Below are 16,073 nucleotides of genomic sequence, written 5' to 3'. Positions count from 1 at the left end.
TCTGTAAGTTGTGAAAGGTTTTAAAATAAAACGTCCCGACGTTTAAGTCGGGACGTTTTTCCCAAAAAATTAACAATTTTTACAAAGCTTAAAATAAGATTTGTAATGCTTTTAAAAGATTTTATGTGTTTAACCTTTAATAGTACAAGGTAGCGATTATTTCTTGAATAATCAAAATGATAAAATTAATTTGACATTTAAGTCTACTAAAATACTCGTTAAAATCGATTTTTATTTTTCTAACAAGAAAATATAACTTATTTTTCGGGATGCAATTAAATCAACCCAGCCAAAGAGAGTATTATTTTAACAACGAGGTTGTTTCTCGTTTCGAATTGTACAACAGTTTGTTTCTAACGCTTCCGTTTTATAAAATTAAGGATACGGGAACGCTTTTGCCGCTTTTTTTCAAGAGCTGCGAAGATGGCATTAAGAACCACGAAAAGCCAAGTGAACTTATTGAGAAGTTTTTCGAAAAGTATGTTCACGATAAGGATGAGGATAGCGTTGTAGATTTGCTTTTCCGCTTTATTCAGTATATCGAACGCCAAGTGGTACTATTTGATGCCGTAGAGGATGCTTCATTTACTAAATTGAATATCCGCGATGAACAGAGCTCGCTGAGAGCTTTGTTTCTTAAAGCAAATGACGACGTTAATTTGTACGAGAAAATTGATAAATTGATAGAGGAATTTTCTTTGAGATTGGTACTAACAGCACATCCAACGCAGTTTTACCCTGGTCCGGTTTTGGGAATTATCAACGATTTAACTTCAGCAATTAAAACCAACGATTTTACAACGATTAACCAGTTGTTGCAGCAGTTAGGTAAAACACCTTTCTTCAATAAAAAATCGCCAACACCGGTAGACGAAGCTTTGAGTTTAGCCTGGTACTTAGAAAATGTGTTCTATTTTGCTGCTGCAAATATTCAAACTGAATTAAACCAGTTGTTAAGCGAATACCACATCGACCCTAAGAAAGTAATCGAATTAGGTTTTTGGCCGGGCGGAGATAGAGATGGAAATCCAAACGTGAAGGCGCAAACAACCTTAGAGGTTTCTAGAATGCTTAGACAAATTTTGTTCAGGTGTTACTACCGTGATTTTAGAAATATCAAAAGACGTATCACTTTTAGAGGAGTAGAAGACAGTATCAATTTGCTTCAGGAAGTATTTTACGAAAATGCATTTAACAATACTGTAGAAGAGAAAGATATATCAGATTATATCATTAAAAACTTGAATGATATAATTGATACTTTAAATAATGGTCACGATGGTTTGTTTGCTAATATTGTGCAAGACCTTCTAAGAAAAGTAGAGCTTTATCGTTGCCACTTCGCTTCTTTGGATATCAGACAAGATAGTCGAGTTTTGAGAAGTGTGCACCAATACTGTAGAAGCCAAAAGCCAATTAATTCATTATACAGCGAAAACTATGATGACTTGTCTGAAGAAGAAAAACTAAAAGCGATTTCCTTTAGGACAGCAAAAATCATTTACACTGATGAGCAGGATAATTTGGTTAAGGACGCCTTGCAAACCATTGCTGAGATTAAGGATATCCAGCAGAAAAACGGAGAGGAGGCTTGTCACCGTTTCATTATAAGTAACTGCCAGCAAGCAAGTGATATTTTACAGTTGATGGAGCTTTTCCTTTGGAATGGTTGGGAAGCAGAAGATTTAACCATCGATTTTGTGCCATTATTTGAAACGGTTAACGATTTAACTGGTGCTGGCGAAATCATGGAGAAATTGTATACACATCCATTCTATAAAAAGCACTTGGCTTCGAGAGGCGGAAAGCAACACATTATGCTCGGCTTTTCTGATAGCACCAAAGATGGTGGTTATTTAATGGCCAATTGGTCAATCTTTACTGCTAAAGTTGCTTTAACCAAAGTTGCTGAAGAACACAACATTCAATTAGCGTTTTTCGATGGCAGGGGCGGACCTCCAGCTCGTGGTGGTGGTAAAACACACCGTTTCTATGCTTCAATGGGTAAAGAAATAGCTAATAAAAACATTCAACTAACGGTGCAGGGGCAAACCATCAGTTCTCAATATGGTTCTGTAGATAGCGCTGCCTTCAACATCGAACAGTTAATCAATGCTGGTATTTCATCTGGCGTTAAAGGCCGACATAATGTTTTATTGGATAAGGAGAATTTCGACATCCTTAACAAAATGGCGAAGGATAGTTACGATGCTTACATCGATTTACGTAACGACCCATTGTTCCTAGAATATTTAGAGAAATTATCGCCACTAAGCTTGCTTTCAAAAATTACAATTAGCAGTAGGCCAGTGAAAAGAAACTCTGGAGATAAATTAAAACTTGATGATTTACGAGCTATTGGTTTTGTGACTTCATGGAGCCAATTAAAGCAAAACGTACCTGGTTTTTACGGTGTAGGAACAGCGTTAAAAGCTCAAGAAGATTTAGGGAATTGGGAGCAGGTACAAAAAACCTATCATCAGTCGGGATATTTTAAAACGATTGTAGATAACTGTATCATGTCAATGAGTAAATCTGATTTCGAGATTACGGCTTACTTAGCTAACGATAAACAGTTTGGTTCTTTTTGGAAACAGTTACATGATGAGTTCGAACTTTCTAAGTCGATGTTGCTAAAACTGACTGGTCACGAAACAATGATGGAAAACTATCCAGTAGAGAAAAAGTCTATAGCTGTTCGTGAGAAGATTATTTTACCATTAGTGTTAATCCAACATTTTGCTTTGGATAAGTTGCAAGGTGAACTAAGTGAAGAAAAACAGCAAGCTTATGAGAAATTGGCAATTAGAACTGTTTACGGTATTGTGAACGCTGGTAGAAACTTGGCTTAGAAGTCCGGAAGATAGTAGACGGGAAGTCCGAAGATAGGATGCCAGTAATGCACCGCTTATATTTCCCGCAGATTTAATAGATTTGTACGCAGATTTTCGCAGATATAGTTTCAGCGAAAATCTGCGTTTTTTTATCCGCGGCATCAGCGGGAAAATATAATTTTATGGAAAAACCGATATTAACCTGGACGTATAAATCATTCGCAGAACTATCGAAAGAAGAGCTTTATACCATTTTGAAGCTAAGAAGTGAAGTTTTCATCGTAGAACAGCACTGCAATTATCAAGATGTAGATGGTAAAGATTTAAAATGCCACCATTTAATGGCTTGGGATGGCGAAAACTTAGCAGCCTACACAAGAATAGTACCACCGGGAGTTTCTTTCACAGAAGCGAGTATTGGACGTGTATTAAGCAATTCTAGATACAGAGGCATAGGTGCTGGTATCACTTTAATGGAAAAAAGCATTGAAAAGGTTTACGAAACCCATGGCAAACGTCCAATCCGTATTGGTGCGCAATTGTATTTGAAGAAATTTTATGAAGGCTTTGGCTTTGTAAAAGATAGCGAAGAGTATCTGGAAGATGATATCCCGCATATTGAAATGGTATTAGCGTAGGCGTTTTAAACCATTAAGAAATGAAGCTTAGTTAAGAAATTGACTAGGCTTTTTTGTTGACATGCTGATTTAAGTCGGTCGTCATTTCGAGCGTAGTCGAGAATTGAAAATCAACGTAGTTAAATCTTTGAACTGTGTTTGCAGGATGAAAGATTTCTCCGCTCGCTGCGCTACGGTCGAAATGACGGAGCAAATAGACTGTCGTTATTGCAATGACGGCAGAGTGCAAACAATCTTAATTCATCTTAACTCCTTAATGTTTCGTAAAAAAAGCCCCGACGTAAATCGAGGCTTCTATGCTATATGTTAACTGAAAACTGCCAACTGTTAACTATCCAACAGTACTAATCTTCAATTCCTTCAACTGCTTATCGTCAATCGTACTTGGGCTATCAATCATTACATCTCTACCCGAGTTATTTTTAGGGAAAGCAATTACGTCTCTAATACTATCTAAACCAGCAAAAAGAGAACATAAACGGTCGAAACCGAAGGCTAAACCACCATGTGGAGGTGCGCCATACTCAAAGGCATCCAATAAGAAACCAAACTGCTTTTGCGCTTCTTCATCACTAAAACCTAAATGCTTAAACATCAAAGCCTGCGTTTCTTTATCGTGGATACGGATAGAACCACCGCCAATTTCAGTACCGTTCAATACCATATCGTAAGCATTAGCTCTTACCTCACCTGGTTTAGTATCAAGCAAAGCGATATCTTCTGGTTTTGGCGAAGTAAACGGATGGTGCATGGCGTGGTAACGCTCACTTTCCTCATCCCATTCTAAAAGAGGGAAATCTAACACCCAAAGTGCCGAGAATTTATTTTTATCGCGTAAACCTAAGCGAGAACCCATTTCTAAACGAAGCTCGTTCATTTGTTTTTGCACTTTTTCTTTCACCGCACCAGCTAAAACAAGCACTAAATCGCCAGGCTCAGTTTGTAACGCTGCCGACCATTTCTTCAACTCATCCTCATTATAGAACTTATCTACCGACGATTTTAACGAACCATCTTCATTGTGGCGCAGGTAAATTAAACCAGTAGCCCCAATTTGCGGACGCTTAACGAAATCCGTTAATTCATCTAACTGCTTACGGGTGTAATGTGCACAACCTTTAGCATTAATCGCTACTACTAATTCTGCATTATCAAAAACAGCAAAATCTTTACCTTTTACAATCTCATTTAGCTCTACAAAAAGCATCTCGAAACGCGTATCTGGCTTATCAGAACCGTATAAACGCATCGCATCGCTGTATTGCATACGAGGCACTTCAGGTAAGTCAATGCCTTTAATTTCTTTGAACAAAGTTCTAATCAAACCCTCAAAAGTGTTCAAAATATCCTCTTGCTCTACAAACGACATTTCGCAGTCAATTTGCGTAAACTCAGGCTGTCTATCTGCACGTAAATCCTCGTCTCTAAAGCATTTCACAATCTGGAAATACCTATCGAAACCAGAAACCATCAGCAACTGCTTAAACGTTTGTGGCGATTGCGGCAAAGCATAAAACTCACCAGCATTCATACGACTAGGCACCACAAAATCGCGGGCACCTTCTGGCGTAGATTTAATCAACACCGGCGTTTCTACCTCAATAAAATCCAATCCATCTAAATACCTACGTACAGATTGTGCCATTTTATGACGCAAAACCATGTTGTTACGCACCGGGTTTCTACGCAAATCCAAGTAACGATATTTCATACGCAAATCGTCGCCACCATCGGTTTCATCAGCAATTAAGAAAGGCGGCAATTTAGCTGCATTCAAAATCTCCAAAGCAGTAACCTTAATTTCGATATCTCCTGTTGGGATGTCTTTATTTTTATTGGTACGCTCAACCACTACACCGCTCACTGTAATCACAAATTCGCGACCAAGTTCACGTGCTTGCTGGCATAAATTGGCATTATCGTTCATGTTAAATACCAATTGGGTAATGCCATAACGGTCACGGATGTCGATAAACGTCATTCCGCCTAAATCCCTAGAGTTCTGCATCCAGCCGCACAAAGTGACATTTTCGCCCAAATTTTCAAGGCTCAAAGCACCGCAAGTAGTTGTTCTTAACATATTTATTCGATGTTTAAGCGGCAAAAGTACGAATTGATTTACTATTTAGTAGTTAGATATGAGTAATTAGTATTCAGATAGCAGCATTTAGAGATATCACGACTAATCTTTTGAAGAGCAATACCCGTTTTTCAATTAACGTTAGTCCGGCTTTTCACTCCAACTCCTCGGCTTCGCTACGCTTGCCTGCGGGGTTTCCGTTTCAATCCGGTCTAGTTAACAAAGGTCTGTTGCGTAGAACAACAGTTGCCAGTACCTTACTATGCGCAATAAAAAGACTTACGAAGTTTTACTTTGTTAATGTATAGAAACTTCGTAAGTCTACAAAAACAATCTAGCTAGTTCCCTAAACCTTTAATAGCATCTCTCTCGCTCTTTAAAGAAGTGGCACCGCAAAGTAGACTTGGGGTAATATTAACCCCATACTTTCGAGAGCAGGTAGCGACAGAAACCAAAAGAGAAAGTAAGAAGCGTTGTAATTTTTTTCATTTTTTTCTGTTTCTCGTCATTATAAAACGACGACGATTTAATATTAAGTTTATAAAAATTAGGAAGGAGGAAACACACCATCCCCCTTCCTAGGAGGCATTATTTAACAAATTTTATTTCAGTACTTTTACCACATGGCTGCTGTTGCTGCCTTTTAGTTCAATAACATAAACACCTTTAGGATAACCGCCCATATCCAGTTCTATTTCGCTTTGCGTATTTGCCAACGAGCGTTCCTGTATTTTTTTGCCTGTAATATCTTTAAGCCCTAAACTTTGATATTTACCTGCTGTAAAACTTACTTTCAAAGTTCTTTCTACAGGGTTTGGCCATGCTTTTACTTCAGTAGCATTTAAAGAGAAATTAACAGCATCATCGCCTAGTTCGGTAATGGTACCATCTGTATCTTTTTGCTTTAAGCGGTAATAATTTACACCATTTGCAGGGCTGTTGTCGAAGATGGTGTAATTGTTTGCGCTGTTACCTTTGCTTGGTGTTTGTGCAATCTCAGTATAAGTTTTACCATCCGTACTGCGGTAGATTATAAAGGCCTGGTTTTCCTGTTCGCTAAAGGTATTCCAATCTAGTTTTACACGGTTGCTTTGCAGGGCAGCGGTAAATTTGCCAAAGCTTACAGGTAGCGTACCTTCGCCTTGGTATTCATAAGCGCCCATATCTATCGCCCCGTTATTAGCAAGGTTGTAAACACGAGGATTGCCAGCTAAGTCTTTATCTGTAGTTAAATTGCCTCCAGCATCGGTATATAATTGGTTGCTACCTGCACCAATGGTTGGGCTGTTTGGATTGAGGGTGTAATCTCCGTTAGCTGCATCGGTAAATAAAGGATCTGTTGTACCATTTAGGTTACCCTCTGTAATAGCTGTCTCTCCCTGCACCAAGCTGTGCTTGATGTCTTTAACAAGACTGCCAAATAGGATGCTATTAGTAGCATCAGTTGCACTGATGTGGTTACCATACACCAAGCTATTGTGCGCCTTGAAACTTTTTGCGTTGCTTGGAGAAAAATTTATAAAACTGCTTGCCTTATTACCTGCCATTACGCTATTAATCAGGTTGATGGAAGAATAAACAGAAGAAATCCCTCCGCCATAAGAAGAAGAAGAATAGGCAGTATTACCGCTCAAGTTCGAATTGGTTAAATTCACCGAAGAAGAAGAAGTACTAGAATAAGAAACAGAAGAAATACCTCCGCCATAAGCAGAAGAATAAGAATAATAAGAAGAAGAAGAAGCCGTATTACCGCTCAAGCTCGAATTGGTTAAGCTTACTGTTGAAAAAGAGGAATTAGAAAAAGAATAAATCCCTCCGCCATGAGAAGAATAATAAGAAGAGGCAGTATTGCCGGTCAAGGTCGAATTGGTTAAACTTACCGTTGAAGAAGAAGAAGTAGAAGAACAAGAAATCCCTCCGCCATAAGAAGAAGAAGTAGAAGAATAAGAAGAGGCAGTATTGCCGGTCAAAGTCGAATTGGTTAAATTCACCGAAGAAGAAGAAGAAGAAGAACGAGAATAAATCCCTCCACCATTAGAAGAAGAAGGAGAAGAAGCCATATTACCGGTCAAGCTCGAATTGGTTAAACTTACCGTTGAAGAAGAGGAATTAGAAAAAGAATAAATCCCTCCACCATAAGAATATTCAAAAGGAGAAGAAGCCATATTACCGGTCAAGCTCGAATTGGTTAAACTTACCGTTGAAGAGGAATTAGAAGAAGAATAAATTCCTCCGCCATTGGAAGAATAATAAGAAGAAGAAGGAGAAGAAACCGTATTACCGGTCAAGCTCGAATTGGTTAAACTTACCGTTGAAGAAGAAGAAGAAGAAGAAGAATAAATCCCTCCACCGTAGCTAGGAGACATAGTTTCGCCATTAATAGCAAAGGTGCCATTACCATTTGCGTTACCTCCTTTAATTTCAAAGCCATCTATTTCGGTGATCGCTGCATTGTTGTTACTACCTATTGCTACAATAACATGGTAGGCATTGTCCTGTCTTGTGCTGTGAGTAACTAATTGGTCTAAAGGTATGTTCGCGGCATCGTTGTCATTTAAATCTCCACTTAAAATACTGCCACCAGCTGTAGGTGCGCCCGCTTTGGTAGCGACAATTCTGTTGTGGCTAAGATCTGTAATGCCGTTTACTGGGTCGAAACCACCGTACAACTTCACATTATTTACCATTAAAAAGGTATTCTCTCTGTTCTGGTTGGTGCCGTAATTTGCGCCATCTTCTGGGCTGTATTTGGGTTTATAGGTGCCCTTGGCCACATAAATGCTTAAAGGTGTTGTGACCCAAGCCGTGGCATTGGCAGTTTTGTTATCATTTGCCCATTTTAATGCATCTGCCAGTTCGGGTACGGCGTTAGCCCAGCTACTGCCACTGCCGTTGCCACCTGTTACGTTTTTGTTAACGTAAAGAATGTTGTTGGCACTAGGTGTTTGTGCTATAGCGCAAAAACTATAGCCCAAACAAGTTAAAATGAGAAGTAGATTTTTTTTCATGAATGCGAGAGTAAGCTGAGGCGTAAAAACAATTTTCATTTCGTGTAATCTCTATAGAGTTCATGTACGCTAGGGCATAAAATTAAAGCTCACCTTAACTAATTTAAAATTTTAGGGGTGGACAAAAAGGGGACAAATGAAAAAATGGGCTTTTTTAGCGTTTAATCAGCATTTTTACTACATTTGGGGGAAATCCCCCTATGGTTTTGAAAAAAATAATGCTTTCCGTTTTATTGGCTTTGCTATGGTTCCAGCCTAGTCATGCCAACTCGAATACAAATGATGCCCATCCCGAAAAGGAAATAATAGCTTTTGTAACAAAGAAATATCCTTATTTAACGAGCCCAGAGGATTTAAAAAAAATCTTACAGGAAAACACTGCTGCTCTGCCCGCTAAGAGTAGAGCGCTAATTAACAATGTTTTCATCGCCACTAAGACCGCTTCAGAAAAAGATGCATTAAATGCTACCAGTACGCAGCTTTTTAACAATGCCATAAAAGCCGCCAAGAAGCTAAAGCGACAAGATTTAGAGCTTTGGGCAACTACACAATATGCATTTTATCTGTACACCTACAGAAAGTACGAAGAAACCTTTCCGCTTTTTATGTCCAGTATCCATATTTTGGATGCAATAGATGCCGATAACATCATCAGCCCTGCCGAAACGTACAAAAAGATAGGCTTTTTTCTAATGACGGTAGAGGATTATGAGAAAGCTGATGAATATCTCAACAAAGCGAAACAGTATGCAGAACCAAATAGTGCAGAGCTTGCAGCTATCACCGATAATTTGGGTACAAATAGTATCAACAGGAATAAACCAGTAGAAGCACAAAAATATTTCGACCAAGCCTTGCTGATCGCCGAAAAAGCCGAAGATGAATTGCGATATGCGAAAGTGCTGGGCAATATGGCAATGCTAGAATTTAAGCAAAAGCAATATTCATCAGCCATTGAATTATTAGAAAAGGATATCGTGATATCTCAAAAGGTTAATAATATCCAAAATACCATTTTTGCACTGGTAATGTTGGGCAAAGTCCATTTGGCAAATAATAACCTCACAAAGGCAAATGAGACCTTGCAAAAAGCACAAAGCTACGCTCAATCTAAGGTTTACCTGCAAAGCTCAGATTACGAAATCAACACGCTTATTCTAGAAATTGCTAAAAAAGTAGGGAGCGACAAAGATGAGCTTGAGGCAAGAAGAAAGCTGGAGACATTGAAAAAATCGCTAGCTCATTTAGATGGAAAAGAGGTGATCGCCAAAGTAAACTGGAACTTGGAAAAGGAAAAACTCCAACTTAGTATCGAAGCCGAAAGGACAGGACGGGAGAAAGAAACATTGTTAAAGGTTACTGCATTAGTGGGTTGTTGTGTGCTATTGGTCATTATTGTTTTGGTAGTTAGGGGATATCGCAAAACCATAAAAACTAATGCGGATGAATATGATGAGAACTTACATCGGCTAAGCCTAGATAAGGAAAAGTCTGAAAAGAAACTGAAGGTCAATAACCAAACATTGCAGTCTTATGTCACCTATTTGGAAGAAAAAAATGACCAAATAAAAGAGTTGGAGACAGAAATGACTAAGATTAAGCAGTCGTCTGCCAGCTATTCTGAGCAATACAAAAACAAAATAGAAGCGCTTTTACAGTCTCACCTGTTAGATAATGCTGCTTGGACGGAATTTAAACATGCATTTATTCAAGAGCACGCAGACTATTATCAAAATCTGGTTCAAAATTTTAAAGATTTAACCGACTCTAACCTACGTGTTATCTTTTTAATGAAGTTAGGGATGAACAACATGGAGATTGCCCGCATACTTGGCTTAACTTTAGACGCCGTAAAAAAAGCCAAACAAAGGTTAAAAACCAAATACGGCGATAGCTACGAGAACCTTTTAGATTAAATTATTTTTTTGGAAGAGCAACACCTGTTTTTCAATCAACGTTAGTCCGGCTTGGCTCTCCCGATTTTTCATCCTATCGTGTTGACACATTTTATAGGCCGAACCAATGAATGTATTGTTTAATAGCTCTGCAAAATATCCAATGTAGTAGGCTTAGTTAGTATAAAGGTTATGCGCTATGCTATCGGCCTTATTGGATTCCGATGCAATAGGCAGTGAAACTTTTGCAGCAACCCAAAATTTTGCAGAAATAAGAAATTGGGCAGTCGAGCGTGGGGCTAAAGAGTTGGCAGGACATTCCAATTTCGCCCTCAAAAGTTTCGCTAGCGTAGTGCAAGGAAGGCAATACAGCCTTGATTTTTGTTTCTTTTCATCAAGGAAAAGAATAACGGAAGAATTGATAGATATGTCCGCAAGATAGTATGAAATCTGAATCGGGTTTCGTTACAATCCGGTCTATTTAACTTTATTACACCATCAAGAATGTCTAGGGCTTTTCTTCGTACCTGCTTCGGTGCTTCTTCGGTAAAAAGGCCGTTTTACCGAAGGTGAGTCGAACACATACCGAACACAATACGAACAAGGGTATCCAAAGCCAGTCAAATTTTGCCAATTTCAGACAGGTGTGAACAAAAAGGAAGTAGCCTATTGGAAGAAAAGAATAAAATCCATATATAGAGGTTAAAACAGTTCCCATTTTGTAACATTTAACTTTCTATAATTGTAAATCTGTTTCATTTGGCTAATTTTGACGCGGTGAAAAAGGCACTTAACATATTACTTTTAAGCTTCTACATGCTTTCTTGTACTGGTTTACAAGATTTGACTAGGCTACCTGTGCTTTTTCAACACTATTTCGAACACAAAAATCTGGATAGCAAAATCACCTTCTTTGGTTATCTAGAAGAACATTACAACGATATCCCACATACAGATAATGATGAGGATAGGGATAATCAACTGCCATTTAAAACCCACGAACTTTTTGCCGGCAATGTCGCTAATGCAATAACACCTTCTTTTGGAGCAATACCCAAAAAAGCTTATCAAATTCTGCCAAAGCAGAAAATCTTAATCAATAACGATTACATTCCTAATTCGGCTTTTGCCGGAAAAATTTGGCAACCGCCAAAGGCTATCCTTTCTTAAAATATAGAATTAAAAACTATTTACTGGCTTACTATGCGGATGCTGATCCCGTACATACGGGACAACATGACGTATAAAGCTATTTAGAAACGATATCCCCATTTTTCATGCTGAATAGAATTATTGAGTTTGCGATAAAGAACAAACTCATTGTTGGGCTATTTACCATTGCCCTCATCATATATGGAAGCTTTGAGCTTACCAAATTACCCATAGATGCCGTACCTGACATCACGAACAATCAGGTGCAAATTATTACTACAGCCCCTTCGTATGGTGCTACAGATATTGAGCGATTGGTGACTTTTCCGGTGGAACAGGCCAATAGTAACATCGCAGGTATCAAAGAAATTAGAAGTTACAGCCGCTTCGGACTTTCCCTAGTAACGCTGGTTTTTAATGACGATGTAGATGTGTACTGGGCTCGTCAACAAGTGGCTGAACGCTTATTGGTGGTGCAGGAACAAATCCCGAAAGGAATAGGAAAACCAGAAATGGGGCCTATTTCTACTGGTTTGGGCGAGATATACCAATATGCTGTAAAACCGAAAAAAGGTTACGAAAAACGTTATGACATTACCGAACTGCGCACCATTCAAGATTGGGTGGTGAGAAGGCAGTTGCTGGGTGTTAAAGGTGTGGCCGAAGTAAGTAGTTTCGGAGGTAAACTGAAACAATATCAAGTGACCATAGACCCGAATAAACTCGTAGCACACAAAGTAACCATCAGTGAAATTTTTGATGCGTTAGAGGCCAACAACCAAAACACAGGTGGTGCTTATATCGAAAAGCAAGCCACGGTTCAGTACATCAGAACGGAAGGTTTGATTGGCACCAAGGAGGACATCGAGAATGTAGTGGTAAGAAATAACGAAGGCGCTACGCCACTGCTAGTCAGAGATATCGCCAATGTAGAAATCGGCTTTGCGACCAGATACGGAGCGTTAACTTTCAATGATGAAGGCGAAGTTTCGGGCGCCATTGTGATGATGTTGAAAGGTGCGAATAGCAATGTCGTAATTGATAACATCAAAGCTAAAATTGCACAAATTTCTGAAACCTTGCCCGAAGGCGTAGAGATTGTACCTTTCCTAGACCGTACCAGCATGGTGAACAATGCCATTAAAACGGTTGAAACCAATTTATTGGAAGGTGCTTTAATCGTAGTTTTTGTATTGGTAATTTTCTTAGGCAACCTTAGAGCAGGCTTTATTGTAGCTTCGGTAATTCCACTTTCCATGTTGTTTGCCATTATCATGATGAACATGTTTGGCGTAAGCGGTAACCTGATGAGCTTAGGTGCGCTAGATTTCGGTTTAATTGTAGATGGCGCCGTCATTATCGTGGAGGCGGTAATGCATCAACTCGGACACAGCAAGAGATTTGCAGGAATGACCTTCCTTAAGCAAGACCAAATGGATTTGGAAGTGAAAAGTGCTTCCTCTAAAATGATGAACAGCGCCGTGTTTGGGCAAATCATCATTCTTATTGTTTACTTGCCAATTTTCAGCTTACAAGGTATCGAAGGAAAGATGTTTAAGCCAATGGCACAAACGGTAGCTTTTGCCTTGTTAGGTGCGTTTATCCTATCGTTAACCTATATCCCAATGATGTCTAGTTTGTTCCTGAGCAAGAAAATCAAAACGGAACCAAATATCTCTGATAAGGCAATGGCGAAGGTCGAAAACCGTTACGAAAAGCTATTGCAACGTGTGTTGGGTTTCCCTAAAACGGTCATCGCTATTGTGTTGGGCTTGTTCGTGACTGCTGTAGTGATTTTAGCCAATCTTGGTGGCGAGTTTATTCCCTCTATTGAAGAGGCGGACTTTGCAGTAGAAACACGAGTGCTTTCGGGCAGTAACTTGAATACTTCTATCGAGAACATTCAGAAAGTAGCAGGCATCCTTAAGGAAAGATTTCCAGAGGTGAAAAATATTGTGACCAAAATAGGGAGTAGTGAAGTGCCAACAGAGCCGCTGCCAATGGATATGGGAGATATGATCATCAACCTAAAACCTAAAAGCGAGTGGACTTCTGCCAAAAGTTTTGATGAATTAGCGGAGAAAATGGGCGAAGCTGCCAGTGAAATACCAGGCGTAACTACCAGTTTCCAATTTCCGGTGCAAATGCGTTTTAATGAGTTGATGACCGGCGCTAGACAGGATGTGGTATTGAAGATTTTCGGTGAGGATTTTGACACGCTAGCCGTCTATTCGAAGAAGCTCGGTAATTTGGTGAAGACGGTGGAAGGTGCAACGGAACTTTACGTAGAACAGATTACAGGAACACCGCAAATTGTAATCCAGTACAACAGAGCAGCCATTGCACAATACGGTTTAAACGTTGCCGATATCAACAGAAATGTAAACACTGCTTTTGCCGGACAAAGTACAGGTTTGGTGTTCGAAGGCGAAAAGCATTTCGATTTGGTGGTTCGTTTGCAGAACAATAAACGAAGGGATATCAAAGATGTACAAAACCTGTTAATTCCAACACCAACTGGCAATCAAATTCCATTGTCGCAGGTTGCAAATGTAGCTTTGGTGAATAGCCCTAGTCAAATCCAAAGGGAAGATACCAAGCGTAGAATTTTGGTAGGTTTTAACGTAAGCGGTAGAGATGTAGAAAGTATCGTTAACGAACTGCAAGAGAAGGTAAAAGCAGAAATTAAGCTGCCAACAGGATATACTGTTACTTACGGTGGCTCATTTGAGAATTTAAACGAAGCAAAAGCGAGGTTAACGGTTGCCGTTCCGGTGTCCTTAATTCTTATTTTCTTGTTGCTTTACTTCGCCTTCGGTTCTATCAAATATGGCTTGCTCATTTATACGGCTATCCCTTTATCTGCCATCGGCGGTATTTTCTTGTTAGCGCTCCGCGGATTGCCTTTCAGTATCAGTGCTGGCGTAGGCTTTATTGCGCTATTTGGTATTGCGGTACTCAACGGGATTGTACTCGTGGCAGAGTTCAATAACATTAAAAAAACGGGAGAACAGGATATGAAGAAAGTAGTGTTAAAAGGTACTAAAACTCGTTTAAGACCAGTACTCATGACCGCTTTTGTAGCATCGCTGGGTTTCTTGCCAATGGCGATTAGTAACGGTGCGGGAGCTTCAGTACAACGTCCATTAGCTACTGTAGTAATCGGTGGTTTAATGATTGCCACTTTATTGACGCTATTTGTATTGCCTATTTTGTACGTGAGCTTTGAAAAGGGCTTAATCAGAAGGAAGAAATTACCAAAAGTTGCTACCATGATATTGGTGCTTGTTGGTCTTTCTATTTCATCGGCCAATGCCCAACAAGCTATTACGTTGGATGCCGCATTAGATAGCTTGTATAAAAACAACATCAGTTTAAAAAGTAGTCAGTTGAAAGCCGATTATAGCCAGCAATTGAGTAAAACCGCCACCACCATTGCGCCTTTAAGTGTAACTGGCGAATACGGCAAGTACAATAGTAATTTGGTAGATAATATGCTTACCGTTAGCCAGAGTTTTAGCTTGCCAAGTGTGTATGCAAGACAGAAAGATAAGTTCTTGGAAGAATGGAAAACTACCTTGTTGCAAAGGGAGTTGAGCAAAGCTGAATTAACCAAAGTAACTACCCAAGTTTTCTACGATTTGGTACTGATAGCACAACTGCAAAAGTTGTATCTGCAAGCCGATAGTGCATATCTCAAACTAAAGCAATTGGCTGAGCTGAGACTGAAAAGTGGTGAAAGTAATCTTCTGGAAAAAGCGAGTGCCGAAAATCAATTGTTGCAGGTAAACACGAAGTTGAGAAACCTTAAAATACAGGAACTGGTATTGCAACAGCAGTTGGCATTTTTGCTGAATACCAATCAGCTTTTGAAACCTACAGCAGAAGCTTTAAAAGTGAAATCTACTTTTGCTGATACCTTAGGTTGGGCAAATCATCCTTTAATTAAACTGCAACAGCAGGAAGAAAAGGCAGCTTTGGCAATTACAAAAATGGAGCAATCTAAATTGTTGCCGGAGTTTAATGTAGGTTACAACAATACCAGCTTGCAAGATGGTATCAACTTCGACCAAAGCGACCGTTTTCAATCGTTCCAATTAGGTTTGAGCATTCCTTTGTTTGGTGGTTCGCAGCGAAACAAAGTGAAGTCTGCCAAGACTTACCAAGAGTTTAGGAAATCGGAAACGGCCAATGCGAGCAAGCAAATTAGCACAGGTTTGAAAGCCGCTTACACCCAATATCAAGAACAATTATTATTGGTAGAAAGCTTGGAAAAAGATGGTTTGAAAACCGCTAGAGAAATTACCTCGACCTTAAACAAGCAGTTGAAAAACGGAGAAATCAATTATTTGGAATGGACGATGCTAAACAATCAGGCGATTAGTATGCGGGAAAGCTACTTTGAAGCCATCCAACAATTGAACCGAAACATTACAGAATTGAATTACCTTTTAGCGCAATAACAC

Annotated in this window: 7 protein-coding genes; 5 read left to right on the top strand and 2 right to left on the bottom strand. The window is 39.3% G+C overall.

Annotated elements, in window-relative coordinates:
• The first annotated feature begins 269 nt into the window (after positions 1-269).
• Both AC23ME_RS01725 and AC23ME_RS01720 read left to right on the top strand, forming a co-directional pair.
• Positions 270-2,852 carry a phosphoenolpyruvate carboxylase gene (locus AC23ME_RS01725; RefSeq protein WP_487726020.1) on the top strand — a complete coding sequence of 861 codons (2,583 nt, stop codon included), beginning with the start codon at positions 270-272 and terminating at the stop codon, positions 2,850-2,852.
• A 164-nt stretch (positions 2,853-3,016) separates the two neighbouring features.
• Positions 3,017-3,472, top strand: a complete 456-nt coding sequence (locus AC23ME_RS01720) for a GNAT family N-acetyltransferase (protein ID WP_487726019.1) — start codon at positions 3,017-3,019, stop codon at positions 3,470-3,472.
• Between the two features lie 331 nt (positions 3,473-3,803).
• Here AC23ME_RS01720 and aspS read toward each other — a convergent pair whose 3' ends face one another.
• Positions 3,804-5,552: an aspartate--tRNA ligase gene (gene aspS, locus AC23ME_RS01715; protein ID WP_487726018.1), complete on the bottom strand. Its 1,749-nt coding sequence runs from the start codon at positions 5,550-5,552 to the stop codon at positions 3,804-3,806.
• 602 nt (positions 5,553-6,154) lie between these two features.
• On the bottom strand, positions 6,155-8,560 hold the full coding sequence (locus AC23ME_RS01710) for a T9SS type A sorting domain-containing protein (protein ID WP_487726017.1): 2,406 nt from the start codon (positions 8,558-8,560) through the stop codon (positions 6,155-6,157).
• A gap of 218 nt (positions 8,561-8,778) precedes the next feature.
• On the opposite strand from AC23ME_RS01710, the gene AC23ME_RS01705 reads away from it, so the two are divergent.
• From AC23ME_RS01705 to AC23ME_RS01695, 3 genes are all read left to right on the top strand, one after another.
• Entirely contained in the window at positions 8,779-10,476 is a 1,698-nt protein-coding gene (locus AC23ME_RS01705) for a tetratricopeptide repeat protein (protein WP_487726016.1), read from the top strand.
• A gap of 738 nt (positions 10,477-11,214) precedes the next feature.
• On the top strand, positions 11,215-11,625 hold the full coding sequence (locus AC23ME_RS01700) for a hypothetical protein (RefSeq protein WP_487726015.1): 411 nt from the start codon (positions 11,215-11,217) through the stop codon (positions 11,623-11,625).
• Positions 11,626-11,732: 107 nt separating this feature from the next.
• Positions 11,733-16,070: a CusA/CzcA family heavy metal efflux RND transporter gene (locus AC23ME_RS01695; RefSeq protein WP_487726014.1), complete on the top strand. Its 4,338-nt coding sequence runs from the start codon at positions 11,733-11,735 to the stop codon at positions 16,068-16,070.
• The last annotated feature ends 3 nt before the right edge of the window (positions 16,071-16,073 follow it).

Source organism: Pedobacter sp. T50_32, from assembly GCF_057652195.1.
This window is presented reverse-complemented; position numbering and strand designations above follow the sequence as displayed.

What these genes read in the sequence shown, in the direction of transcription:
- AC23ME_RS01725 (WP_487726020.1), top strand. Translation starts at nt 270, where the DNA reads ATGCAATTAAATCAACCCAGCCAAAGAGAGTATTATTTTAACAACGAG.
- AC23ME_RS01720 (WP_487726019.1), top strand. Translation starts at nt 3,017, where the DNA reads ATGGAAAAACCGATATTAACCTGGACGTATAAATCATTCGCAGAACTA.
- aspS (WP_487726018.1), bottom strand. Translation starts at nt 5,552, where the DNA reads ATGTTAAGAACAACTACTTGCGGTGCTTTGAGCCTTGAAAATTTGGGC.
- AC23ME_RS01710 (WP_487726017.1), bottom strand. Translation starts at nt 8,560, where the DNA reads ATGAAAAAAAATCTACTTCTCATTTTAACTTGTTTGGGCTATAGTTTT.
- AC23ME_RS01705 (WP_487726016.1), top strand. Translation starts at nt 8,779, where the DNA reads ATGCTTTCCGTTTTATTGGCTTTGCTATGGTTCCAGCCTAGTCATGCC.
- AC23ME_RS01695 (WP_487726014.1), top strand. Translation starts at nt 11,733, where the DNA reads ATGCTGAATAGAATTATTGAGTTTGCGATAAAGAACAAACTCATTGTT.